The following is a 25,466-nucleotide window of genomic DNA, read 5'->3' as shown; positions in this document are numbered from 1 at the left end:
GGGCAGAATGCGTATAATGTTCAATATCATGCTCGCGCTGAGCGCTACCAGCCAGACCATGAAAACGTCGCAATCAACCCTCATTCATCGTCCCGATGCTTTATTCGTGAACGCCGACAGATTGTCGTTTCCGGTAGTCCGTCCTTGTCCACACCTGCGAGAGCCTCACCATGTCGCCAGTCACCTTAGTCTTGCGCCCGTTGCGCAATGTCAGTCGCCGTCTGCTGGACAAGTGGGTGGAGCTGCGCGCGGTGGAGCCCGACATCAATGCGTTGGACCACAGCGCCTTGAACCTCGACCCGACGCTGCCGGTGGTCTACGTCTTCCCCTACCAGGCATTGTCCGACGAGCTGGTGGTCGAGCAGCTGTGCGAGGCACGCGGCCTGCCCTCTCCGACCCTGCCTCTGAGCATAGGCGACCTGCGCCTGAGCCACTCCCGTCTCCGCCTGTTGCGGCGCTCGCGCAGCGACAGGAGCCTGCTGTCACGTCGACTGGCCAAGTTGATCGCCGCGCTGGAAGACGCCCCGAATGATGTCGAGGTGCAGCTGGTGCCGGTCAGCGTGTTCTGGGGGCGTGCCCCGGGCAAGGAATTCGGCTTCTGGAAGTTCATCTCCGCCGATAGCTGGCGCGTGACGGGCGTGCTGCGCCGCGCCATCGCGATTCTGGCGCATGGGCGCTCGGTGGATGTGCATTTCGGCCAGCCGCTCAGGCTGCACGAAGCGCTCAGGGAAGGCCCGCAGGACTCGGCACTGGCGCATCGCCGCATCTCGCGCCTGCTGCGCGTCCACTTCCGGCGCGTGCGTACCCGCCTGCTGGGGCCAGACCTCTCCCACCGCCACACCATGATTCGCAACCTGCAGAAGGCACCGGCCGTGCAGGACGTGATCAGCGAGCTGGCACGCGAGCAGAATCAGCCGCCGGCACGTCTGGAGAAGCGCGCCCTGCAGTATGGTCGCGAGATCGCCTCCAACATGGGCTATCCGGTGCAGCGCTTTCTGGCGCATGCCCTCAAGCGGCTGTGGCACAAGCTCTACGACGGCGTCGAGGTGCGCGGCATGTCGCAGGTCAAGGCCATCGCCGGCGACTGCGAGCTGATCTACGTTCCCTGTCATCGCAGCCATATCGACTACCTGCTGCTGTCCTACGTGCTGTTCCACGAGGGCCTGATGACGCCCCACGTCGCCGCGGGCAAGAATCTCGACATGCCGATCATCGGCCCGATCCTGCGCCGTGGCGGCGCCTTCTTCCTGCGCAGAAGCTTCCGCGGCAATCGCCTGTATGCCACCGTCTTCGACGAGTACGTGCATCAGCTGATCACCCGTGGACATCCGCTGGAATACTTCATCGAGGGGGGCCGTTCACGCACCGGCCGCATGCTGCCCCCACGCCCGGGCATGCTGGCGATGACGCTGCGCTCCTTCCTGCGTGATACACGCCGCGAAGTGGCCTTCGTGCCGGTCTACATCGGCTACGAGAAGGTCTTCGAGAGCCTGAGCTATCAGCGCGAGCTGTCGGGGGCCAGCAAGAAGAAGGAATCACCGCTGGACCTCATCCGCGTGCTCGGCCAGCTCAAGCAGCCCTTCGGCAAGGTCTACCTGAACATCGGCGAGCCGCTCAAGCTGGGCGAATGGCTGGATGAGACCGCGCCGGACTGGAAGGCCAGCCGACATCAGCGCCGCCCAGAATGGCTGACCCAGGCGGTGCCGCAACTGGGACATGAAATCGCCACGCGCATCAATGCCGCCGCCGCGCTCAATCCGGTCTCGCTGACGGCGCTGGTGCTGCTGTCCACCGCCCACCACGCCATCGAGGCCAGCCTGCTGCAACGCCAGCTGGCGATGCTGGTGCGTCTCGCCGACAAGCTGCCGGGCCGCCATGACCACAGCCTCCCCGAGGGCACGCCACAGGAATGGGTCGCACACTGCGCCCATCTGGGGCTCGTCACCCTGCGCCTGCAGAGTCTTGGCGAGCTGGTGATCGCCACCCCGGAGCAGGCCAGTCTGCTGACCTGGTATCGCAACAACGTGCTGCACCTGCTGGCGCTGCCGGCGCTGATCGCCTTCGCCTTCCGCAATACGGCCCAGTACACCCTCGAGGCACTGGAAGACCAGATCAGTCCCGCCTGGCCGCTGCTGGTGCGCGAGCTGTTCGTCCCCGAGGCCCCTGAGCTGAAGGCGGATATCGCCGCCACGCTGGCTCTGATGAGCGAGGAAGGCCTGCTGGAGCATCAAGTGGCGACTGGCGACACCCCGGAACGCTGGTCACGTCCGGTGGCCAGCCAGGAGCCTTCCGAGCAGCTGCGCCTGCTGGCTCAGCCGGTACAACCGACGCTGGAGCGCGGCTATCTGTTGATCGCCGCCCTGTTGCAGCACGGCAGCGGCACGCTGGACCGCGAGTCCCTCGAGAGCCATTCCGGCGCCCTGGCCGAACGCCTGACCCTGCTGTCGGGTCTCAATGCACCGGAGTTCTTCGACAAGCGTCTGTTCAGCGGCCTGCTCGATACGCTGCTGGAGCTGGAGTTCATCTGGCTGGAGAGCGGCCAGCTATGCTTCGGCGAAGCGCTGGAAGACCTGCAGGTGCATGGCCGCGACCTGTTCGATCCCGCCCTGCGCCACCGCCTGCAGCATGTGCGCCTGCGCGACAGCGAGAACGAGAGCGAGAACGAGAGCGACGCCCCGACCGAAGGCATGGACGAGGAGCAGGCTCCAGCCCTCGACGACCATGAGGCCGCTGACGACCCCGTGTCAGCAGACCGCAAGCCGTCCGACACCTCTTCTCAGCGCGAATGAGATGATGGGCCGAGGCCCCTGGCGCAAAAAAGCCCCCGCCGCGATCAGATCGCGAGCGGGGGCTTTTGCGTTTGGCGGAGGCTGTTACATCGCTGTCGCCATCGTCAGGCGTCAGCGCAGCGCCTGCTTCACATAGACGTCGTAGCGGCTGGTCTTCTCCTCCACCACATGGCTCGGCGCGAGCCCGCCGATCGGTTCGGCCTTGCGTGGCCGCTTGACCACCACGCGATGCGTCGCGACCTCCAGCGCCGCCTCGAGCAGCGCCGGGGCATCCGCATCATCACCGGCCAGGGCACGGAAGACACGCATCTCCTTCTTGACCAGGGCCGACTTGTCACGGTGCGGGTACATCGGATCGAGATGCACCACCTGAGGTGGCTGATCCCACTGCGTCACCAGCTCCCCAAGCTCCCGCGTGGCATCACCGTGCAGCGCCTGCATGCGCAGCGCGATCGCGCGAATCTCGTCATCCGCGCAGCCCTGTGCCCGGGTCAGGCCATCGACCAGAATCGCCGCCGTGGCCGCCACGCGCTCGATCATCAATACCGGTGCCCCGAGACTCGCCAGCACGAAGGCATCGCGCCCGAGCCCTGCGGTGGCATCGACAATGCTCGGCAATGCGCCTCGATTCAGGCCACAGGCGCGTGCGATCAGCTGGTTGCGCCCCCCGCCGAAACGGCGGCGATGATCGGCACGACCGGCGACGAAATCGACGCACAGCGGCTTGCCGTATTCGCGCTCGTCTCCGGCGATCACCAGGCGCGGTGCGTCCTGCTCGTCCAGCGCCACCTCGAGCTTGAGCGCCGGCATCTCGTCATCTTCCCGCAGCGCGATACCGAAATGTGCCGCCAGCATGGCGAGTTCCGGGCGCGCCTGCAGCCGTGAACGGGCAATGGCGATCACGGGAGCGGCATCGGCGGCTGCATCATGGGCAGCGAGAGAGTCTTCGGGTGGCAGCATGGATGGGCTCTATGAGAAACGGTGAAGAGAAACGGTGAACGCAGGAAAAGGGAAACTCGCATGGCATGCGATCAGGCTGACAAACGCCGACGGCGCCGCAAGAGCGACGCCGTCAGGAGACAAGCTTACGTCATCGCACACATGGCTTACAGCAGCAACAGCATGCCGAACAGCATCATGCCCAGCAGCAGGCGGTAGATGACGAAGGGCAACATGCCGATGCTGTCGATGGCCTTGAGGAACAGCTTGATGCACACCAGCGCGGAGACGAAGGACAGCACCACGCCGAGGGCGACATCGAACAGCTGCGCATCACTGCCGGCCTCGATCAGCTCCAGACCCTTGAGCAGGCCGGCCGCGACGATCAGCGGAATCGACAGCAGGAAGGAGAAGCGCGCGGCGCTCTGACGCTCGAAGCCCAGCAGCAGCGCGGCGGTGATGGTGATGCCCGAACGCGAGGTGCCGGGAATCAGGGCCAGCGCCTGGAACAGGCCGATGATCAGCGCACCCTTGAGCGTCAGCGTCGCTAGGTCACGCGTGCGTGCGCCCTTGACGTCCGCCCACCACAGCAGCAGACCGAAGACGATGGTGGTGGTTCCGATCACCGCGATCGAGCGCCCGGCCGTTTCCACCACATCGCCCAGCAGGCCGCCGAAGATCACGGCCGGCAGCGTCGCCAGCAACACCGCCCAGCCCAGACGACTGTCTTCGGTCTGGCGCGCCGCCAGCGTACCGCCGCCGCTGAACTGGCCAAACCAGCCAGCGAGAATATTGGCGACATCCTTGCGGAAGGCCATCACCACGGCCAGCAAGGTACCGACGTGTACCGCGACATCAAACGCCAGCCCCTGGTCCGGCCAGCCGAACACCTGGGAGGGCAGAATCAGGTGGGCGGAGGAGGAAATCGGCAGAAATTCCGTCAGACCTTGAATGACGGCCAACGCCACCACATGCATGAGTTCCATGAAACATCCTTTTAAGAGAGACGGGCCTCAGTGGCCCACACGGACGACAGACATCGTCTGTGGCACTGCACGTGCCGTAGTGACAGAACAACGCTTTGCGTCAAGCCGCGCCGCGAGTGTCGGGCGCGACATGATGATGCGCGAATCTTATGTCAGCCTTGGCTGAACCCACGATGACGCAACGAGATGGCAATCCCTGCTGCCATCAGCGCCATGCCACCTCATTGCGCAGATAGACCGGCTGGGCCTCGACCGCCGACATCGCTTCACCGCGGGCATACGCCTGGGCGGCCAGCATCACCATGGCCTCGGCATCCGGTTGCGGCTCGGGCAGTTGCAGTGCCAGGCTGGCACGCACGCTCTCGGGTAGCTCGTCGTGCATCACCAGTCCCGAGCCGACCGCCAGCCAGTCATGCTCACGCAGCACCGCAGGCAGCTCCAGCAGGCCCGGAGCGCAGACCTGCTCGGGTAGCACCTGCTCGACCTCGATCTCGCCGTCAGCGCGCGTCACGACGCGATAGGCGCCGGTGTAGAGCTCGCCCATGCGTGCATCCAGCATCGGCAGCACGAAACGCGCGTGATGCAGGCGGTGGGCCTGCAGTGACAGGGCCGCCAGCGTCGAGACGCCGATCACCGGCACATCGAGACCGAAGGCGAGGCCCTGGATGGTGCCAGCGGCGATGCGCAACCCGGTGAACGAGCCCGGTCCGTGGCCATAGGCCAGGGCATCGAGGTCGTTGAGGGTCAGATCGGCAGCGGCCAGCAGCGCCTCGATCATCGGCATCATGCGCTGGGTGTGCTGACGGGGAGCCTCACAGCGCTCGGCAGTAACAACGCCGTCTTGCCACAGGGCAACGGAACAGGCGGAAGAGGATGCATCGATGGCCAGAAGCGTGGTCATGGGCGGTTCGTCGTCAGAAAAATGTGACGCGATTCTACCCGTCCCCCGCGGGCAGCAAAAGACGCAGGCTGTCCACGGCTGGTGTCGGCCGCGGGCGTCACTCCTGCTGCAACCCCCACGCCCACGCCGGCAAGCGGCCTGCCGCAACGCCTGATTCCTGATTCGCGCCAGTAGGCGAAGAACAAAAAAACGCCCGCAGACAATGTCTACGGGCGTTCTTCGTCAGGCGGCCGGCTTCACCAGCGCGATCAGATCTGTTGCAGCTGAGCCACCTGAGACGTGCCAGGCAATCAGTGCTCCAGCGCGCTGACCAGCTGAGCACGAATGTCGTCGACGGAGCCGACGCCTTCGATGCGGTGGTAGGCAGGTGCCTGGGCATCGCCAGTGGCAGACCAGCTGGAGTAGTACTCGACCAGCGGTTCCGTCTGCTCGTGATAGACGGACAGACGGTTGCGCACGGTGGCTTCGCGGTCGTCCTCACGCTGGATCAGGGCTTCGCCGGTGACGTCGTCCTTGCCTTCTTCGCGCGGCGGGTTGTACTCGATGTGGTAGACACGACCGGAATCCGGGTGCACACGACGACCGGACAGACGCTTGACGATCTCTTCATCAGCGACGGCGATCTCGACCACGTGGTCCAGCTTCACGCCCGCTTCCTTCATGGCGTCAGCCTGCGGAATGGTGCGCGGGAAGCCGTCGAACAGGAAGCCGTTCTCGCAATCGGGCTGGCTGATGCGCTCCTTGACCAGGGCGATGATGATCTCGTCGGACACCAGTCCGCCGGTATTCATGATCTCCTTGACCTTGAGTCCCAGCTCGCTGCCGGCCTTGACCGCGGCGCGCAGCATATCTCCGGTAGAGATCTGCGGGATGTTGAAACGCTCGCAGATGAACTGGGCCTGGGTGCCCTTGCCGGCGCCGGGGGCGCCCAACAGGATCAAACGCATCGGTACTGCTCCTTGAGTGTGCAAATGAAAAGCATCAAACGGGTGTAAAGGGTCATCTGGCGCTGGTGCACCTTGCCCTCGGCGGCAGATAGCCATCCAAGGCGCTCTGGTCGTCGACACGATCGAGGTGAAGCGGCGAAACTCGCGGCGTCGAGACGCTCGACTACCTCATGAGGGCCGAACGCATCGAGCGTATCGATGACCAGGATGAATATGGGCAGCGGACCAATATGTGCTGCGCAGAACGACGGCGCGCACGGATGATCTCATTATGTCATCGCCATGCAATGTAGAGCTGACGATACCGTTCACACGACGCCGGCACAAGCACACCAAAGGCGCGTATGCCGCCCTTTGGCACTGTTTTGGCGCGCAGGAGGGCCTGTCGCCCTCCTCGCCGGTTGCCGACCTGCCATACACGGCTGTCATGATACGAAAACGCCCCCTGCGGCACGCGGTCGCAGATGGCGTCTTTCCACTCACGCCGGGCCACCTTGCTCAGTCGCCGTGGCGTGATCAGGCTGAGTCATGTCAGCCGTTGCTGTGCCAATGTCTCACTCGGTGACGTCTTCCGCCTGGCTGCTGCGACGCAGACGCACTGCCTTGGCGCGCTTGCTGCGCAGACGGATGTTGAGCATTTCCACCGCCAGCGAGAAGGCCATCGCCACGTAGATGTAGCCCTTGGGCACGTGGACACCGAAGCCTTCGACCATCAGCATCATGCCGACCATGATCAGGAAGGACAGCGCCAGCATCTTGATGGTCGGGTGACGATCGACGAAATCGCCGATGGGCTTGGCGGCCACCATCATGATGCCCACCGAGATGACGATGGCGATGACCATCACCATCAGGTGGTCGACCATGCCCACCGCCGTGATCACCGAATCCAGCGAGAAGACGATATCGATCAAGGCGATCTGGACCATGATTGCCATGAAGCTGGCGCTGCCCTTCTTCGCGCCCTCTTCGGCGGGATCTTCGCCTTCCAGGTTGGCGTGAATCTCGTGGGTGCTCTTGCCGAGCAGGAACAGGCCCCCGAAGACCAGAATCAGATCACGTCCCGAGAAGCTGAAGTCGGCCACGCTGAACAGGGGCGCGGTCAGTGACATCAGCCACGACAGCGACATCAACAGCACGATGCGCATGCCCATCGCCAGGCCCAGGCCGATCATGCGCCCGCGCTGACGCTGGGACTCGGGCAGCCGCGCGACCAGAATCGACAGGAAGATGATGTTGTCGATGCCCAGCACGATCTCAAGCGCGGTCAGGGTCGCCAGGGCCACCCATGCCGAAGGGTCCATCAACCATTCCATTGTCTTGCTCCTTGTGTGTTGCGAGAACCGGTGTTGCGAGAACCGGCCTTCCCGGGTCGTGCCAGCACGATGCGACAGATCGCGGCAGGTTGGCGTGAAGCATCGCATGTTGTGCAGGGCAGCAACAGCGGTCGCCGCCCTGCCACGCCAACGGACATGCACAAAAAAACGGCCTCCCGAAGGAGGCCGTTCTGTCAGCGAGGAGCGCCTTCACCTTCCAGGAAGGTCACGGCACCCGCGCTTCATGCCACAGGCATCATCAGAGCAGCATGCGACGCACGTCGGTCAGCACCTGAGCCAGATACGCCGTGAAGCGTGCTGCATCCGCCCCGTTCACCGCACGGTGATCGTAGGACAGGGACAGCGGCATCATCAGACGCGGCTGGAAGGCAGCGCCGTCCCACACCGGCTTCATCTGCGCCTTGGAGACGCCCAGGATGGCGACTTCCGGCGTGTTGACGATCGGGGTGAAGGCAGTACCGCCAATGGAGCCAAGGCTCGAGATGGTGAAGCAACCACCGGTCATCTCTTCGCGCTTGAGCTTCTTGGTCTGCGCCTTCTTGGCCAGTTCCACGGACTCCTTGGCCAGCTCCAGCAGGCTCTTCTGATCCGCATTGCGGATCACCGGCACCATCAGGCCGTCCGGCGTATCCACCGCGATACCGATGTGCACGTACTTCTTGTGCACCAGGGTCTCGCCGTCGGCCTTGAGGCTGACGTTGAACTGCGGATACTTGGCCAGCGCGTGAGCCGCCGCCTTGATCATGAACGGCAGCGGCGTGAGCTTGGCACCTGCCGCTTCCGCCTCGGCCTTCATGGACTTGCGGAAGGCCTCGAGCTCGGTGATATCGGCTTCATCGAACTGGGTCACGTGCGGGACGTTGAGCCAGCTGCGATGCAGATTGGTGGCACCGGCCTTCATCAGGCGGCCCATCTTCTTCTCTTCGATCTCACCGAACTGGCTGAAGTCCTGATCCGGCACCTGCGGGATACCGGCACCGCCGGTGGCCTGCGCGGCAGGGGCTGCCGGTGTGGACTTGGCCTTCTGCATCATCTGCTTGACGTAGGCCTGGACATCTTCCTTCACCACACGGCCCTTCGGACCGCTGCCGGAGACGTCCGCCAGGTCGACACCGAACTCACGTGCCAGCAGGCGAACCGCAGGTCCTGCGTGGACCTTGGCACCCTTGCTCGGCTTGTGAGCGGCCATCTGGGCTTCCGGACTCGGCGCACCGGCCGGTGTCGGAGCCGGCTTCTGCTCGCTCTTCTCCGCCTTGGGCGCAGCCGGCGCTTCGGACTTGGCAGCCTTCGGCGCAGGCGCGGCACCCGCGACCTCGATGTAACCGATCAGGTCACCCTCGGAGACGGTGTCACCTTCCTTGACGGAAAGCTCCACCACCTTGCCCTTGTAGGGGCTCGGGATGTCCATGGTCGCCTTGTCGGATTCGAGCGTGATCAGCGCGTCTTCCTCGTTGACCTCGTCGCCGACGGCCACGGCCATCTCGATGATCGGCACGCTGTCGCTGCCGGACAGATCCGGGACACGCAATTCCTTGCGCTCCGGCTCGCCGGAGGCCGGCGCTTCTTCAGCAGCCGGTGCCTCGGAAGACGTGTCTTCAGAGGTGGACTCGGAGGAAGAAGCCTGCTCGGCCGGCGCGGAATCAGACGCGCTGTCACCGCCTTCACCGGCGATTTCCATCTGACCGATGACGTCACCGGAAGCGACGCTGTCGCCTTCCTTGACGGTCAGCTTGACGATCTTGCCCTTGTGCGGGCTCGGGACGTCCATGCTGGCCTTGTCGGATTCCAGCGTGATCAGCGCATCTTCGGCGTCGACTTCGTCGCCTTCGGAGACGGCCATCTCGATGATCGGCACGGCTTCGGAGTCGCCTAGGTCCGGCACGACGATGTCGACGGTCTGGGTGCCACCGGAAGCGGCCTTCGGTGCAGAAGCGGACTCTTTCGGCGCTTGCTGCTCAGAGGCTTCCTGCTTGGGAGCCTCTTCCTTCGGCGCTTCCTGCCCGTCAGAAGCGTCAGAGGAGGTGTCACCACCGCCTTCGGCTTCCAGCTCCAGGATATCGTCGCCTTCGGAGACGGTGTCGCCTTCCTTGACGAGAATCTTCACCACCTTGCCGCCCTTCGGTGCCGGCACATCCATGCTGGCCTTGTCGGACTCAAGAGTGATCATGGTGTCTTCGGCGGAGATGACATCTCCCACCGCCACCGCTATCTCGATGATCTCGACATCGGAACTACCGCCAATGTCGGGAACCTTGATGATTTCGCTGCTCAAGATCGTGCTCCTTCCAAAACGTGCACGGGGAGCGACACCCGAATCACCTGCGCATCATCATGATGTCGAGGAGGGAGTGCCGCTCGCCTGTTCCGCGATCTCCGCTCAGACGTTCAGCGGATTCGGCTTGTTGGGGTCGATGCCGTAGGTCTTGATCGCTTCCGCGACCACCTTGCGGTCGATCTCACCACGATCCGCCAGCGCCTTCAGGGCCTGGACGGTGACGAAGTTGCGGTCGACTTCGAAGAAGTGACGCAGCTTCTCGCGGGTATCGGAACGACCGAAACCGTCGGTACCGAGCACGTGATAGTCAGCCGGCACCCAGGCACGAACCTGGTCAGCAAACAGCTTCATGTAGTCAGTGGCAGCCACGACCGGGCCGTCACGTCCTTCCAGACACTGAGTGATGTGCGGCTTGGCCGGGGTCTCTTCCGGCTTGAGGAAGGCCTGACGATCCAGTTCCAGCGCTTCACGACGCAGCTCGTTGAAGCTGGTGACGCTCCAGATGTCGGCGTCGACACCGTAGTCCTGCTTGAGCATCTCGGCGGCTGCCTCGACTTCACGCAGGATGGTGCCGGAACCCAGCAGCTGAACGCGTGCCTTGCCGTCCTTGCCGCCTTCCTTGAGCAGGTACATCCCCTTGATGATGTCCTCTGCGGGCACCGTCTCGAGTGCTGGCTGCTCGTAGTTCTCGTTCATCACCGCCAGGTAGTAGAAGACCGGCTCGTGCTGCTCGAACATGCGCTTCATGCCGTCCTGCACGATGACCGCCACTTCGTGAGCGTAGGTCGGGTCGTAGGTGCGGCAGTTCGGGATGGTCGAGGCCAGGATATGGCTGTGGCCATCCTGGTGCTGCAGACCTTCGCCGTTCAGGGTAGTACGACCGGCAGTACCGCCGACCATGAAGCCACGTGCCTGCAGGTCGCCTGCGGCCCACGCCAGGTCACCGATGCGCTGGAAGCCGAACATCGAGTAGTAGACGTAGAACGGCATCAGCGGCAGGTTGTGGTTGGCGTAGGACGTTGCCGCCGCCACCCACGCAGACATGGCGCCTGCTTCGGAGATACCTTCCTCGAGGACCTGACCTTTCTGGTCCTCGCGGTAATACATGATCTGACCCTTGTCGACCGGCTCGTACTTCTGGCCTGCCGCGGTGTAGATACCCAGCTGACGGAACATGCCTTCCATGCCGAAGGTACGCGCTTCGTCAGGAATGATCGGCACGACACGCTCGCCGAGGGTCTTGTGCTTGACCAGGCCGTTGAGCACGCGCACGAAGGCCATGGTGGTGGACACTTCGCGGCCGTTGGAGCCCTTGAGCTGGGACGCGAAGATCTTGTCGTCCAGCGGCGGGATTTCCAGCGTTTCATACTCGGTGCGACGCTGCGGCAGGTAGCCGTTCAGACGTTCGCGCATGAGGTGCATGTACTTCATTTCCGGGCTGTCGTCCGCCGGCTTGTAGTACGGCACTTCCTCGAGCTGCTCGTCGGTCAGCGGGATACCGAAGCGATCGCGGAATGTCTTCAGCGCTTCGTGTTCCATGGTCTTGACCTGGTGGGCTTCGTTGGCTGCTTCGCCATCGCCCATGCCCATGCCGTAACCCTTGACGGTGTGCGCCAGGATGACGGTCGGACGACCATTGGCGTTGTTGACCGCTTCGTGATACGCCGCGTAGACCTTGTACGGGTCGTGGCCACCACGGTTCAGACGCCAGATATCGTCGTCTGACATGTCCTTGACCAGATCGGCCGTCTCCGGGTACTTGCCGAAGAAGTGCTCACGCGTGTACGCGCCGCCATTGGCCTTGTAGTTCTGGTAGTCGCCGTCGACCGCTTCGTCCATGCGCTTCTGCAGGATGCCTTTCTTGTCCTGTTCGAAGAGCGGATCCCAGAAGCGACCCCAGGTGACCTTGAGCACGTTCCAGTCGGCACCACGGAAGACGCCTTCCAGCTCGTCCATGATGCGGCCGTTGCCGCGCACCGGACCGTCAAGACGCTGCAGGTTGCAGTTGATGACGAAGATCAGGTTGTCGAGGTTCTCGCGGCCAGCCAGCGAGATGGCACCCAGGGATTCCGGCTCGTCACACTCGCCGTCACCCATGAAGCACCACACCTTGCGGTCGTACATGGACTTCAACTCACGCGAGTTGAGGTACTTCATGACGTGCGCCTGGTAGATCGCCTGGATCGGGCCCAGACCCATGGAGACGGTCGGGAACTGCCAGTAATCCGGCATCAGCCACGGGTGCGGATAGGAAGACAGGCCGTTGCCGTCGACTTCCTGACGGAAGCTGTCCATCTGCTCCTGGCTGAGACGACCTTCCAGGAAGGAACGGGCGTAGATGCCCGGCGCCACGTGACCCTGGATGTAAAGCAGATCGCCTTCGAAATCTCCTTCCGGTGCACGGAAGAAGTGGTTGAAGCCTACGTCGTAAAGCGTCGCACTGGACATGAAGCTCGAGATGTGACCGCCCAGGCCCTTGTGGGCACGGTTGTTGCGGATCACCTGAGCGATGGCGTTGTAACGGATAAGCGAACGGATACGACGCTCCATGAACAGGTCACCCGGCATGCGCGCTTCGCGGTGCACGGGGATACTGTTGCGATGGGGCGTGGTCACCGAGAAGGGCACCTGATGGCCATCACGACGCAGGCGGTCGGCCAGGCGTGACATCAGGTACTGGGCACGATCCTCACCCTCACGATCCAGAACCGATTCCAGGGAGTCCAACCATTCCGTGGTTTCGATCGGATCGAGATCTTCTCTTGCCTCCAGACTCATAGACGTCTCTCCGAGTGAAGAAATTTTTTGTCAAACGTTTCGACGAACAGCGATATCGAAACCAGTGGCGCTCTTCAGTGTGGGCACGACCTTCTGAGTGGGCCGCATCTCCGATAGACCTGTCGTGACCGGGTCTTGCCGGCCGTCAATCTCGACGCGCATCCTGCGCCAAAGCAGGGCACAAGATGCAGTCATTTGGCGTGAAAGATACCGCAAACACCCCCGCGTGCCAATTCAGGGCAGCAAGACTCACCGGGCAGGTGCAATGCTTGGCTGCCCCGCGGCAGCACTGGCCTCATGCGCCTTGCGGTCGGGACTCATACGCCAGACTGAGCCGCCCTCGATAGCCGTGATGTAGTAAAACTACCAACGCGCCCCGCCACTGGGCGTTTCCTGCCTGGAGACGCCACGCAATGCTGCAATGCACCATCGCGAGGCACCTGCGACCTTAGTCCTGAATATCGTCCAGCAGGCGATCGAAGTAAGCCCAATCGAAGGCCGGGCCAGGATCCGTCTTGCGCAACGGCGCAATCCGCGCATGCGAGGTGATGCGCTCGCGCGTCAGCGCGGGATAGCTCGCCATCAGGCCGGCCACGGTGCGTGCCAGGGTGCGATATTGGACATCGCGATAGGGATGCACCTCATCGCCCTCGAGTTCGATACCGATGGTGAAGTCATTGAGCTCGACACGCTCACGCTGACCGTCATGCCAGCGCGAGCGCCCGGCGTGCCAGGCACGTCGATCGAAGGGCACGAACTGCACCAGGCGACCGTCGCGCTGGATCAGCACGTGCGCCGAGACGCGCAGCTGATGGATATCGGCAAAGTAAGGGTGGGCGCCAGGGTCGAGCTGATTGGTGAACAGCTGCTCGATGGCCGGGCCGCCGAAGCGTCCGGGCGGCAGGCTGATGGAATGCAGCACCAGCGCCGAGACTTCTCCCTCGGGACGAGCATTGTGATTGGGAGACGGCACCTGACGGGCGCTCTCGAGCCAGTGCTCGGGGGTGACCGCCAGACGCGTCAGGTGGCCCGACCGCGGGGAAGAGGACAAGGGGGGCATCGAAGACTCCAGACGGGAAGGTCGTCGCACGCGGGGACTGACCGCTCGCGTGGCTTTTCCTATAATGGCGCACATTATGGCATGCTCGGCAGCCACGGGTCTGTGCCACTGCCCCGGCACACGCACAGACCCCGGCTCCGGCTCCGGCAGCACTCTTCGTACAAGGATCAGACGCGCATGAACTTCCACGACGCCCTCGCCGAGGATATCCGTACCAGCGCCGCCCGCCTGCTCGCCGAGGATGTCGGCGGTGGCGATATCACCGCCGAATTGATTCCGGAGCGCCAGTGGGCCAAGGCGCGCGTGATCAGTCGCGAACCGGCCATCCTGTGCGGTGTGCCCTGGGTCGATGAGCTGTTTCGGCGCCTCGATCCGCGCGTCAGCCTCAAGTGGCTGGCCAGCGACGGTGATCGCCTCGAGGCCGACGCGCCCTTCCTGGAGCTGGAAGGCCCGGCACGCTCGCTGCTGACCGGCGAGCGTGCGGCGCTCAACCTGCTGCAGACGCTCTCCGGCACCGCGACCCGTGCCAGCCACTATGCCTCACTGGTCGAGGGCAGTGGCGTACGCCTGCTCGACACCCGCAAGACCCTGCCGGGCATGCGTGTCGCCCAGAAGTACGCCGTCAGCTGCGGCGGTGGCCACAATCATCGCATCGGCCTCTATGACGCCTTCCTGATCAAGGAAAACCATATCGCCGCCTGTGGCAGCATCGCGGCAGCGGTGCGTGAGGCACGCGACATCGCCTCCGACGTCACCTGCGAAGTGGAAGTCGAGAATTTCGAGGAGCTGGCCCAGGCGCTGGATGCCGGTGCCGACGTCATCATGCTCGACAACTTCGACAACGATCAGCTCATCGAGGCCGTGGCGCGCAACAAGGCGCATGCCAAGCCGGCCGTGCTGGAAGCCTCCGGCAACGTCAGCGAGGCGACCCTGCCGGGTATCGCCGCCACCGGCGTGGATTGCATCTCGATCGGCGCGCTGACCAAGGACGTGACCTCCATCGACCTGTCGATGCGCATCTACACTGTCGAGACCCGCTAGCCAACGACAGGTGAATGCCTTCCTGCTGGCCAGCTCCTGTCCTGCAGAGGTCGCCGCTGACGCCGGCCCATCTGTCACGACACATTGCCATGCCGCCAGGGAGGCGCCCCATGCCCCCGCCATCTCCTCATCAGCCGCCACCTGAAGCCCCCCGGGCATCAGGCAGCGGCTGGCAGACGCGCCGCTGGAGTCTCTACGCGCCGATCTATGACCGTGTGGCCGCTCGCATCCTGCGCTCCGCGCGGCGCGACGCCATCGCGACTCTCGATATCCAGGCAGGCACCCGCGTGCTGCTGCTCGGCGGTGGCACCGGGCTCGACCTGCCCTTCCTGCCCCGCGACATCGAACTCGAGGTGATCGACGCCTCCCCCGCCATGCTGCGCCGCTGTCGCGAGCGCGCCGAGACGCTGGGCTTCGATGCCAACGTCAAGCCGGGCGACGCCATGGCGCTCGACTTCCCCGATGGCTATTTCGATGTCGTCATCGCCCACCTGATCATCGCCGTGGTGCCCCAGCCCCAGCGCGCCTTCGATGAAGCGCTGCGCGTGCTGGCCAGTGATGGCGAGCTGTCGCTGCTCGACAAGGGCCTGCGCGGCAATCGCCCGGCCGGGCGACTGCGTCGTCTGCTCAATCCTCTGGCCCGGCTGGTGGCGACCAACCTCAATGTGCCGCTGGACAACCTGCTGGAGGGCCATGCGGTGCAGCGACTCGAGGACCGTGACCTCGGCCCCGGCGGGGCGTTGCGCCACATGCATCTGCGCAAGATCTGACCTGCACTGCCGCTCCCCCTTGCATTGCGCGTTCGGCATCGCCACGCAATGAGAACACCCGGATGACGAAAGCGACACGGCTCATGGCACCCGCCTGGGCTCTCGTCGCCGTCGCTCCCTGCAAGGAGGTTTGCATGCAGATTGATCTACGCGGCCGCAGCGCCATCATCAGTGGTTCCACTGCCGGTATCGGCTTCGCCATCGCCACAGGGCTTGCCCGCGCAGGCGCCAGCGTCACCTTGACCGGCCGCACCCAGGTGCGTGTCGATGAGGCCGTCGCCAGCCTCAGAGACAAGGCGCCCGGCAGCGAGGTACAGGGCGTGGCCGCGGACCTGGGCACACGCGAAGGCTGCGACACGCTGATCCGCGCCGTGCCGGACACCGATATCCTGATCAACAATGTCGGCATCTTCGCCCCGCAGGATTTCTTCGACACCGACGACGACACCTGGGAGCAGTTCTTCCAGGTCAACGTGATGTCGGCGGTGCGCCTGTCCCGCCACTATGCGCGTGGCATGAGGGAGCGCGACTGGGGCCGCATCCAGTTCCTGTCCAGCGAATCGGCGCTCAACATCCCCAGCGAGATGGTCCACTACGGCATGACCAAATCCGCGGTGCAGTCCGTCTCGCGCGGGCTCGCCAAGGTGCTGTCCGGCACCCGAGTGACCGTCAACGCCATCCTGCCGGGGCCGACCCGCTCCGAGGGCGTGCTCGAGATGCTCAAGCAGAATGCCGAGGAGCAAGGCAGGACGCTTGAGGAGGTCGAGGCCGACTTCGTCAAGCAGGCCCGCCCGACCTCCATCCTGCAGCGCCTGGCAAGCCCCGAAGAAGTCGCCAACATGAGCGTCTACGCTGCCTCCGAGCAGGCCAGCGCCACCACCGGCGCCGCACTGCGCGTGGAAGGCGGCATCGTCGACACCATGGCCTGATCGATCTGATCACGCGGCATGACTGACACCATGCCAGACGCGACACCATGCCAGACGCAAGACGCCCCCACCGGATGACCGGCGGGAGCGTCTTCATGTTCAGCATCACAGTGCTGTGCGCTTCAGTCGCCCGGGCGCTTCACTCGTCGAGGCGTTTCTCGAAGCGCTCGCGCTTGAGACAGATGCCATGGCGCTTGACGTGCTCAAGCCCCAGGCTGTGCCAGCCACGGCGGGCCAGACCCGGCGACAGCGTCAGACTGGCCTCCAGACTCATCACGCGCACCTTGCGCTCACGCAGGTCGCGCTCGGCCGCCGCCAGCAACTGGCTGCCGATGCCCTGCCCCATCAGACTCGGATAGACGTAAAGCATCTCGATGCGCGCCAGCGGCCATTCGGGGGCGTACTCGCAGAAGCCGATGCAGCGGCCATCACGCTCCGCCACCAGCACCTCGAAGCGATGCTGACGCGCGGCCCAGCGTTCGGCGTCGCGCGGGACACGCGCGGCCCACTGCTGGCGCTGCGCCAGATCATAGTGGCCGGCAGCGCCCTGCATGACGGCCTGGTAGAACACCTCGGCCTGATCCGCGGCATGCTGCGGCTGCGCCGCCACGATATGAACACGCTCCCTGGCCACTTCACGGCTATCGGTCTGGCTGTGCAATCGTTCGTCCTCCTTGTGTCCTCGAACGAGGACGATGTATTCATGGAAAACCTGACAGGCTTCACGGCTGACACCTGTCACTGAAGCGTCCTGCTCAGCCGCTGAAGGACACCTCATCGAAGCGGCTGGCCCGGGGGTGATCTCCCGTGACCATGTCCGGCTCCCGCACCAGCTGCCAGGTATGGAAGCCGGCGGCAGCGGCGGCGTCCAGCTCGGCGACGACATCCGACAGGAACAGGATCTCCGCGCCCGGAATACCCAGCTGACCGGCGATGCGGCGATAGCTCTCGGCTTCCTGCTTGGGGCCCGTGGTGGTGTCGAAGTAGCCGGCAAACAGCGGAGTCAGATCGCCGACATCGGAATGCCCGAACAGCAGCTTCTGGGCCTGGATGGAGCCTGAAGAGTAGACATACAAGGACAGTCCGCGTTCCTTCCAGTCACGCAATCCCTTCACGGCATCGGGATAGACATGGCCGGTGAAGTCGCCGTCCGCGTAGCCCTGTGCCCAGACCATGCCCTGCAGCGCCTTGAGCGGTGTGGCCTTGCGGTCGGCATCGATCCAGCCTTCCAGAATGGCGATCACGGCCTCGAGATCGGCCTTCGGCGCCTCGGCCAGCTCGCGGGTGGCGGCCAGCTGCTCGGCGACATCCTCACGCTCGGCGTTGGCACGCACGAAATCGCCCAGATTGGCGCGCGCATAGGGGAACAGCACCTGATGCACGAAGCGAATCGAGCCGGTCGTGCCCTCGATGTCGGTGACGATGGCGCGAATCATGCGGACTCCTGGGAATGCGGGGCTGCGGTCTGGGTAAAGTGCTCGGCCAACGCTTCATGACGCGGGAAGCGGGCGGCGATGTCATTGTCGGTGAAGTTGGCGATCCAGCCTTCCGGATTGGTGAACAGGCGGATGGCGGTGAAGTCCGGCGTCGGCCCCATGTCGAACCAGTGCGGCGTGCCGGCCGGTACGGCGATCAGGTCATCCTTCTCGCAACCGACCGCCAGCACGCGCTCGCCCAGATGCAGGTAGAAGATGCCGCTGCCGCGCACGAAGAAGCGCACCTCATGCTCCGCGTGGCGGTGCTCATCGAGGAACTTGCCGCGCAGGGCGTCGCGGTCAGGGTGATCCGGCGTCAGGCCGATCACGTCGGCGGTGACGAAGCCGTTCTCGGACTTGAGACGCGCGACATCGTCGGCGTAGGCCGCCAGCACCTGGGTCTGGTCGGTGGGATCACTCATCTCGCAGCCCGCCGTCCAGCGCTCGAAGCGAATGCCTTCGGCCTCGAGTTCGCTGGCGATCTGCGCGCCATCATTGGTGATCAACTGCGGACGCGAGGCGTCCTGCTCGGCGTAGATGGCCAGAAAGCTCATCGCTGTCTCCTCAGTTCCAGTTCACAACCCATCAGGAAATCGAGCGCTTCGACATGGCGGCGACAGGCCGTCATGCTGCTGGCCCAGGTGTAGAGGCCATGGCCGCGGATCAGGTAGCCGTGAAGACCGGCATCGGCGGCCAGCCGGGCGCGCACGTCCAGCGCCAGCGCCTCGATATCCTGAGTATTGTCGAAGACGGCCAGACGTACCGCCGTCTCATGACTCTTGACGCCTTCCAGCGCCTTGTTGAGCTCGAAACCCTCCAGGCTCAGGGTGTCACCCTCATGGCACAGCGACAGTACGGTGGCGGCCCTGGAGTGGGTATGCAGAATCGCCTGCGCGTGGGGCAGGTCTTCGTAGAGCTGACCATGCAGTCGCGCCTCGTCAGAGGCCTTGCGGGAAGTGCCCTGCAGCCTGACGGCAAAATCGCTGACCAGAATGTCGCCACTGGTCAGGCGGCCCTTGTGGCAGCCCGAGGCGGTGACCGCCATCAGGCGATCACTGAGACGACAGGAGAAGTTGCCACCGGTGGCCGGCACCTGCCCGGCAGCGTCCAGCGCCTGACCGGCCTCGATCAACTGTTGGCTCGCCAGTGCAAGGCGGTCGAGGTCCAGTGTCGACGGCAGGCCGTCGGCAGCGGCAATGGCGATAGGGTCTGACATGATCAAAGTTGCCCTCAAGAGTCGCGCGGGGCATTCACGCCCCGTCGCCAGCATCACGATTCAGCGCCACGCGGCGCTGCTCTCGCGGCAGACTACACAAGCCGACCCAGTGAGACCAGTCATGCCGTGCGACGACGAGCATGGCATCATGGCGACCTGGAATGTCACGCGACATTCTGCGCCATCATCACTTCAGCCTCTGCCACGGTCTAGCCATGTCCTCTTCCGATCAGCCCGCCAGCCCCCACCCGACCGCCGACACGACCGAGCGCCCGATGAGCGACGCCGCACTGGCCAGGCGCCTGCCGCTGCTGCCCCCACATCTGCGTGAGCAGGCCGCGGCGCTGGGGCAACAGGCCATGCAGCCTGTGGGCATCATCGAAAGCTGCTACCCGGACAAGTTCGGCATTCCCCGCCAGCCGGGGCTGGCGCGCCACGCCACCGCCATCCTGCACCTGCTGCCACCCTTCGATGACCCGGACTGCGTGCGCGACATCGAGGGCTTCAGCCATCTGTGGATCCACTTCCTGTTCCACGCCAGCCCCACACGCTGGACGCCCTTGATCCGCCCGCCGCGCCTGGGGGGCAACGCGCGCATCGGCGTCTTCGCCTCGCGCAGCACCCACCGTCCCAACCGACTGGGGCAGTCGGTGGTCGAACTGGCAGGCGTCGAGACGGCGGCCAACGCCACGCCGGATGGCGGGCAGTCGGGCAAGCGCAACGGCGTGCGCCTGCTGCTGCGCGGCCACGACCTGCTCGATGGCACGCCGGTGATGGACATCAAGCCGTATCTGCCGTGGGTCGATGCGGTGCCCGAGGCGCGTGCCGGCTATGCGCCTGCGCCACCGCCGCGTCACGCCGTCGTCTTCAGCTCACAGGCCGAGCAGACACTGGCGGCCCGGGCCGACAGCGCCACGCTGCGCGCACTGATCGAGGAAGTGCTCGCCCAGGACCCGCGCCCCGCCTATCACGCCGCCAGGCCCGCCGATGGCAAGCGCCAGTATGGCGTGCGGCTGGTGGACGTGGATGTGCGCTTCACGGCCCGCACGCAACCCGATGGCTCCTTGACGATGGAGGTCGCGGCCATCGTGGCCGTCTGATCAAACCCCTGCGCGGGTCAGAGCAGCGCCTTGTCCAGTGGGGGCCCACGCCTTGCATGGAGCGGATCGAAGGATTGCGCGCGCCAGATCAAGACAATGCCAGATTGGATTGGCAAACCGTCACGAGACCTGACCATACTTGGCGTGCGTTCCTTCATCTCCACTCGTTTCACCGGGAGTCCGCCGCATGAGTATCCGTCTGCTTGCCTTTGCCGCCAGTACCCGCAAGGCCTCCGTCAATCGACGCCTGATCGAGCGCCTGGCACACCACGCCCGGCAGGAAGGTGCCGAGGTCAGTCTGCTCGACCTCAACGACTTCCCGATGCCGCTCTACGATGGCGACAGCGAAGAGGCCAATGGCCGTCCCGCCAGCGCCGACCGCCTGCAGGAGATGCTGGCCAGCCATCAGGGGCTTCTGCTGGCGACGCCGGAATACAACGGCTTCTTCAGCCCGCTGCTCAAGAACACCTTCGACTGGCTGTCACGCCCGGCGGCGGATGGCCAGAGCGGCATGGACGCCCTGCGCGGCATGCCGGTCGGCATCGTCTCGGCCTCCCCCGGCGCCATGGGCGGCATGCGCGCGTTGCCCTTCGTGCGCCTGTACCTGAACAACCTCGGCATGCTGGTCGCGCCCCAGCAGATCGCGGTCTCGCGTGCCGCCAGCGCCTTCCACGAGGATGGCAGCCTGGATGACGAAGGCCAGGACCACGCTCTCGCGGCTGTCGCCCGCCAGGTGATCGACCTGGCCAGCCTGCGCGCCTCCTGAAGCGCCACGCCTCTTTCCTCACAGCTGCGTTCCCGGCCAGACACTTGGCTTGGCGCCTGCCAAACAAGAACGGCCCCCTGCCACTGGCAGGGGGCCGTTCCTTGATGCGCTGTCTACGTGACGTCAGAGCCTCAAGGCCCCAGTGCGTCACCCAAGCTCAGGCTCAGGCCGAGAAATCGATACCGATACGGCGACCGACTTCCTCGTAGGCTTCAATCACGCCGCCCAGGCCCTGACGGAAGCGGTCCTTGTCGAGCTTCTCGCGCGTCTCGGCATCCCACAGACGGCAGCCGTCCGGCGAGAATTCGTCACCCAGCACGACCTCACCCTTGAAGACACCGAACTCGAGCTTGTAGTCGACCAGCAGGATGCCGCCGTCGAGGAACAGCTGCTTGAGGATGTCGTTGACCTGGAAGGTCAGTTCCTTGGCGCGTGCCAGGTGCTTGGGCTCTGCCCAGCCGAAGGTCTCGACCAGCGACTCGTTGATCATCGGGTCGCCCTTCTCGTCGTTCTTGAGGAACAGCTCGAAGGTCGGCGGATTGAGCTCGATGCCTTCCTCGACCCCCAGACGACGCACCAGTGAACCGGCGGAGATGTTACGCACCACGCACTCCACCGCCATCATGTCGAGACGCTTGACCAGACATTCGTTGTCGCTGACCAGACGCTCGAAGTGGGTCGGGATACCGGCCGCCTTGAGTTTCTCCATGATGAAGGCATTGAACTTGTTGTTGACCATGCCCTTGCGATCCAGCTGCTCGATACGCTTGCCATCGAAGGCGCTGGTGTCGTCGCGGAATTCCAGCAGCAGAAGATCCGGGTCGTCAGTGACGAAGACGGATTTGGCCTTGCCAGCGTAGAGCTCTTCACGCTTTTCCATGAGATTCCCCCTGATGACGCTAGACGCGTCGAGTGTTGAGGCGGTCGACGATGAATCGATCACGCTTGAGTCTGTCACGCCCAGTCGAGAAGGACTGTGGCGTTGGTGTATGGCGTGATTCGAGAGCTGTCCATCTGGTCAGCTCATCCAGAATCACAAACGCCCGATCGCGAAGCGACCGGGCGTCATGAATATCAGGCGATGGCCTGCCAGCCAAAGCCGCTGTCCTGCGCGGCGATGATCAGGCGACTATCGTCATCCGCAAGCCAGGGGGCCAGTGCCTCCCGGGCCAATGACGGATGGTTGTTGCTCTCCGACAGGTGCGAGGCCACCAGCCGCTGCAGGCGCGCCAGCCCCAGATAGGGCAAGGCGGCACACGCCTGGGCATTGGCCAGGTGACCGAGCCGCCCCCCGACCCGCCGCTTGAGGCTGGGCGGATACGGCCCGCTGGCCAGCATCTGCGGATCGTGGTTGAACTCCATCACCAGCGCATCGCAATCGGCAAAGCACTGCAGCACATGCTCACTGACGTGACCGAGATCGGTCAGCACGCCGAGGCGACGCGTGGCCGTCTCACCGCGCCGATTGAACACGAACTGCACCGGCTCGCGCGCATCGTGGGGCACCGTGACCGGCAGAATCTCGAGATCCTTGATCGCGAACTCCTGCTGCGGCGTGATCAGATGGCGACTCGGCAGCGCGCCGAGCTTCTTGGCACGCCCGGCAAGCCAGGTGCCGGTGGTCAGATGCACCGGCACAGCGTGGCGACGCGCCAGCGGCCCCACGCCGCTCAGGTGATCACCATGTTCATGCGTGACCAGCACGGCGTCCAGCTGCGAAGGGTGCACGCCGAGGCGCGCCAGGCGGGCCTCGGTCTCCTTGAGGGTGAAGCCGCAATCGACCAGTACCAGTGCCTCGCGAGTGCGGATCAGCGTGCCGTTGCCCTTGCTGCCGCTGCCCAGCGAAGCCATCGCCATCACGCCCTGAGCGTCGCCACTCGGCCTACGGGCGGCCGTCAGCGCCCCACTGCCTGCCACCGGGAGGGGGATCTGAAACGACGCAGCCGCCTCACCCGACGAGTCGTCAGATGAGGCGGCGCAAGGCGTGTCGAGCCACATGCTCAGCGCAGTGTCGACGCCACGGCGTCGAGCAGCTCACGCGCCAGTGCCGGCGTGGTCTCTTCACCATCGGCACGGGTCGCCGTGACCAGGGTATGGTCATTCTCGGCGCGCAGCTTGAGTACCATCGGCACCGGGTCACCATCGCCGCCGATACCCAACCAGCCGCCATCACGCTCTTCACGCGGGATGTAATCGACCATGAACTCGCCACGCGAGCGGTCCTGATCGGTCAGCGTCTGGTAGTCGGTGTTGAAGTTCTTCTGCAGCTGATAGAGCAGCTCGGCCCAGCTGCGCTCGGTATCCAGCGCCAGGTCGACCTGCCAAGTGCCATCGCGGCCTTCCAGGCGCACGCGGTCATCACGGCTGAGCGACTGGGCCGCCAGCGAGACGCCGCTATCGGCGGAAGAGGCGGCCAGATAGCCGCTCAGCGCGTTCAGGCAGCTGCCGGCGACATCGCCGCCCTGCTGACAACGCACTTCGGAGGCATCGGCACGCAGCCCCTGGCTGACGCTGATGATGCCCTGGGCCGTGGTGATCTCGCCCTTGCCGGCATCGATGCTCTGCACATCAAGGCCCTGGTCGCGCACGAAGGACTGCAGACGTGTCCATACCGCTGCCGGCGCGGCGTTCACGGCCAGCCAGCGGGCATCGCCGCTCTGACGCATGGCGACGAACTCACGCCCGCCCTGCTCGCTGGTCGCCAGCGGCTGGGGACGCGGTGCCTCGAAGTCGTCGCTGGCCAGGAAGTCACTGCTGGCCTGCGGCACCGGCATGGAATCCTGGTAATCACCACGATTGATCGTGTCCGGCAGCTCCAGCGGCGGCGCGATGCTGGCATCGGCATACTCGCTGTTGCGATCGTAGTAGTAGCCATCACTGGAACAGCCTGCGACCGCGAGCGCCGTCAGCAGGGCCAGTGGCACGAAACGCTGACTCATCAGTTGAGCACCTCGGCCAGTTGCAGTGCTTCCTCGACCGTGGAGTGATACTGCTCGGACAGCCAGGTCAGCGGCAGACGCACGCCGGACTCCGGCGACAGGCCCATGCGATGCATGGCGAACTTGACCGGGATCGGGTTGGACTCGACGCCCATCGCGGAGTGCAGCGGCATCAGGCGCGTGTTGATCTGGTGAGCGCGCTCGGCATCGCCGGCCACGGCGGCTTCGCACATCTCGTGCATCAGGCGCGGCGCGACGTTGGCCGTCACGGAGATATCGCCGTGGCCGCCCATCAGGATGAAGTCACAGGCCGTGGGGTCATCGCCGGAGTAGAGCGCGAAGTCAGTGCCCTTGAGGCGGTCGATCAGTTCCTGACCGCGCTCCAGGTTGCCGGTGGCATCCTTGAGGCCGACGATGTTGTCGAGCTCGGCGAGGCGGAAGACCGTCTCGTTGTAGATATCGGAGCAGGTACGACCCGGCACGTTGTAGAGAATGACCGGGATACCGGCCTGCTCGGCGACGGCCTTGAAGTGCTGGTAGAGCCCTTCCTGGGTCGGCTTGTTGTAGTACGGCGCCACGGAGAGGCAGTAATCCGCACCGACTTCCTTGGCGTAGCGAGCCAGTTCGACCGCTTCGGAGGTGGCGTTGGCGCCCGTGCCGGCGATGACCGGAATCTTGCCGGCGACCGTCTCGACCACACAGCGGATGACATCGAAGTGCTCCGCGAAGGACATGGTGGTCGGCTCGCCGGTAGTGCCGGCGGCGACGATGGCATCGGTGCCATTTTCGAGGTGGAAGGCGACCAGCTGGCGCAGGGCGTCCCAGTCGATCTCGCCGGTGGCCTTCATCGGGGTCGCCAGTGCGACAATGCTACCTGTGATCATCCCTCGAATTCTCCTCTGGTGCCTGATGCGCCAGGCGTGTCCCTGCGCTGTTGAAACAACGGATCTCGGGGACAGACATCTGACATAAATTGGTTGACGCAGGACTCTGATTGCGTGGGCACGCCGACACGCGAGTCTCGTCAAGGGTGATGATGTTACAAAGACCATCGAAGCCTGTACAGACGCCATCTGCACCGGTTGTGCAAAGCGGTGGATTCCCTCGCCTTTCCACGGGGCAGATGCACGGTGGATGGGCGCGATGGCGCCGGTCGCCAAGACGGTGAAACACAAGAGTTCTGCCCTGTCTTTGACAAGTCAGGACGCCCTGCGTGTA

22 protein-coding genes are annotated in these 25,466 nt (G+C 64.6%); 6 read left to right on the top strand and 16 right to left on the bottom strand.

The window, feature by feature from the left end:
• Positions 1-170: 170 nt before the first annotated feature.
• Positions 171-2,789, top strand: coding sequence for a glycerol-3-phosphate 1-O-acyltransferase PlsB (gene plsB, locus IZU87_RS06405; RefSeq protein ID WP_213114035.1), 2,619 nt, complete (start codon positions 171-173; stop codon positions 2,787-2,789).
• Between the two features lie 111 nt (positions 2,790-2,900).
• On the opposite strand, the gene IZU87_RS06400 is transcribed toward plsB, so the two are convergent.
• The 8 genes from IZU87_RS06400 to ampD form a co-directional block, all read right to left on the bottom strand.
• A complete protein-coding gene (locus IZU87_RS06400) occupies positions 2,901-3,599 on the bottom strand; it encodes a class I SAM-dependent methyltransferase (protein WP_249330471.1) in 699 nt (232 codons plus the stop codon).
• Between the two features lie 296 nt (positions 3,600-3,895).
• Positions 3,896-4,714, bottom strand: coding sequence for an undecaprenyl-diphosphate phosphatase (locus tag IZU87_RS06395; protein ID WP_213114034.1), 819 nt, complete (start codon positions 4,712-4,714; stop codon positions 3,896-3,898).
• A gap of 205 nt (positions 4,715-4,919) precedes the next feature.
• Entirely contained in the window at positions 4,920-5,615 is a 696-nt protein-coding gene (gene tsaB / locus IZU87_RS06390) for a tRNA (adenosine(37)-N6)-threonylcarbamoyltransferase complex dimerization subunit type 1 TsaB (RefSeq protein ID WP_213114033.1), read from the bottom strand.
• Positions 5,616-5,905: 290 nt separating this feature from the next.
• Positions 5,906-6,562, bottom strand: coding sequence for an adenylate kinase (gene adk, locus IZU87_RS06385; RefSeq protein WP_131432716.1), 657 nt, complete (start codon positions 6,560-6,562; stop codon positions 5,906-5,908).
• Between the two features lie 554 nt (positions 6,563-7,116).
• A complete protein-coding gene (locus IZU87_RS06380; protein ID WP_043333781.1) occupies positions 7,117-7,878 on the bottom strand; it encodes a TerC family protein in 762 nt (253 codons plus the stop codon).
• 259 nt (positions 7,879-8,137) lie between these two features.
• Positions 8,138-10,171 carry a pyruvate dehydrogenase complex dihydrolipoyllysine-residue acetyltransferase gene (gene aceF, locus IZU87_RS06375; RefSeq protein WP_213114032.1) on the bottom strand — a complete coding sequence of 678 codons (2,034 nt, stop codon included), beginning with the start codon at positions 10,169-10,171 and terminating at the stop codon, positions 8,138-8,140.
• A 105-nt stretch (positions 10,172-10,276) separates the two neighbouring features.
• Positions 10,277-12,952, bottom strand: coding sequence for a pyruvate dehydrogenase (acetyl-transferring), homodimeric type (aceE, locus tag IZU87_RS06370; RefSeq protein WP_213114031.1), 2,676 nt, complete (start codon positions 12,950-12,952; stop codon positions 10,277-10,279).
• A gap of 448 nt (positions 12,953-13,400) precedes the next feature.
• A complete protein-coding gene (gene ampD, locus IZU87_RS06365) occupies positions 13,401-14,012 on the bottom strand; it encodes a 1,6-anhydro-N-acetylmuramyl-L-alanine amidase AmpD (protein WP_052384569.1) in 612 nt (203 codons plus the stop codon).
• A 177-nt stretch (positions 14,013-14,189) separates the two neighbouring features.
• Here ampD and nadC point away from each other — a divergent pair, with 177 nt between their 5' ends.
• From nadC to IZU87_RS06350, 3 genes are all read left to right on the top strand, one after another.
• Positions 14,190-15,053: a carboxylating nicotinate-nucleotide diphosphorylase gene (nadC, locus tag IZU87_RS06360; RefSeq protein ID WP_054556845.1), complete on the top strand. Its 864-nt coding sequence runs from the start codon at positions 14,190-14,192 to the stop codon at positions 15,051-15,053.
• A gap of 110 nt (positions 15,054-15,163) precedes the next feature.
• Complete coding sequence (locus IZU87_RS06355) at positions 15,164-15,823, top strand: class I SAM-dependent methyltransferase (RefSeq protein ID WP_213114030.1); 660 nt, start codon at positions 15,164-15,166, stop codon at positions 15,821-15,823.
• A 134-nt stretch (positions 15,824-15,957) separates the two neighbouring features.
• Complete coding sequence (locus IZU87_RS06350; protein WP_213114029.1) at positions 15,958-16,752, top strand: SDR family NAD(P)-dependent oxidoreductase; 795 nt, start codon at positions 15,958-15,960, stop codon at positions 16,750-16,752.
• A 139-nt stretch (positions 16,753-16,891) separates the two neighbouring features.
• On the opposite strand, the gene IZU87_RS06345 is transcribed toward IZU87_RS06350, so the two are convergent.
• From IZU87_RS06345 to IZU87_RS06330, 4 genes are all read right to left on the bottom strand, one after another.
• Positions 16,892-17,413, bottom strand: coding sequence for a GNAT family N-acetyltransferase (locus IZU87_RS06345; protein WP_249330467.1), 522 nt, complete (start codon positions 17,411-17,413; stop codon positions 16,892-16,894).
• A 94-nt stretch (positions 17,414-17,507) separates the two neighbouring features.
• Positions 17,508-18,188, bottom strand: coding sequence for an acireductone synthase (gene mtnC, locus IZU87_RS06340; RefSeq protein ID WP_107335985.1), 681 nt, complete (start codon positions 18,186-18,188; stop codon positions 17,508-17,510).
• Positions 18,185-18,781 carry a 1,2-dihydroxy-3-keto-5-methylthiopentene dioxygenase gene (locus tag IZU87_RS06335; protein ID WP_052384566.1) on the bottom strand — a complete coding sequence of 199 codons (597 nt, stop codon included), beginning with the start codon at positions 18,779-18,781 and terminating at the stop codon, positions 18,185-18,187. Before IZU87_RS06335 ends, mtnC begins: the two co-directional genes overlap by 4 nt.
• A complete protein-coding gene (locus IZU87_RS06330) occupies positions 18,778-19,443 on the bottom strand; it encodes a methylthioribulose 1-phosphate dehydratase (protein WP_175089099.1) in 666 nt (221 codons plus the stop codon). Before IZU87_RS06330 ends, IZU87_RS06335 begins: the two co-directional genes overlap by 4 nt.
• A 359-nt stretch (positions 19,444-19,802) precedes the next feature.
• Between IZU87_RS06330 and tsaA the strand changes: the two genes are divergently transcribed.
• Positions 19,803-20,543, top strand: a complete 741-nt coding sequence (tsaA, locus tag IZU87_RS06325; protein WP_213114062.1) for a tRNA (N6-threonylcarbamoyladenosine(37)-N6)-methyltransferase TrmO — start codon at positions 19,803-19,805, stop codon at positions 20,541-20,543.
• A gap of 187 nt (positions 20,544-20,730) precedes the next feature.
• Positions 20,731-21,309, top strand: coding sequence for an NADPH-dependent FMN reductase (locus tag IZU87_RS06320; protein ID WP_043333775.1), 579 nt, complete (start codon positions 20,731-20,733; stop codon positions 21,307-21,309).
• 163 nt (positions 21,310-21,472) lie between these two features.
• On the opposite strand, the gene purC is transcribed toward IZU87_RS06320, so the two are convergent.
• From purC to dapA, 4 genes are all read right to left on the bottom strand, one after another.
• On the bottom strand, positions 21,473-22,189 hold the full coding sequence (gene purC, locus IZU87_RS06315; protein ID WP_043333774.1) for a phosphoribosylaminoimidazolesuccinocarboxamide synthase: 717 nt from the start codon (positions 22,187-22,189) through the stop codon (positions 21,473-21,475).
• Between the two features lie 194 nt (positions 22,190-22,383).
• The gene (locus tag IZU87_RS06310) at positions 22,384-23,166 is read right to left on the bottom strand and encodes an MBL fold metallo-hydrolase (protein ID WP_213114027.1); all 783 of its coding nucleotides are present in this window, start codon (positions 23,164-23,166) and stop codon (positions 22,384-22,386) included.
• Between the two features lie 143 nt (positions 23,167-23,309).
• On the bottom strand, positions 23,310-24,248 hold the full coding sequence (locus IZU87_RS06305; RefSeq protein WP_054556839.1) for a hypothetical protein: 939 nt from the start codon (positions 24,246-24,248) through the stop codon (positions 23,310-23,312).
• Entirely contained in the window at positions 24,248-25,132 is an 885-nt protein-coding gene (dapA, locus tag IZU87_RS06300; RefSeq protein WP_043336386.1) for a 4-hydroxy-tetrahydrodipicolinate synthase, read from the bottom strand. Before dapA ends, IZU87_RS06305 begins: the two co-directional genes overlap by 1 nt.
• Between the last annotated feature and the right edge of the window lie 334 nt (positions 25,133-25,466).

This window comes from Cobetia sp. MC34 (assembly GCF_018340035.1).
Taxonomy (GTDB): Bacteria; Pseudomonadota; Gammaproteobacteria; order Pseudomonadales; family Halomonadaceae; genus Cobetia; species Cobetia amphilecti.
Note: the sequence above shows the minus strand (reverse complement) of the source record. Positions and strands in the feature narration are given on the sequence as shown.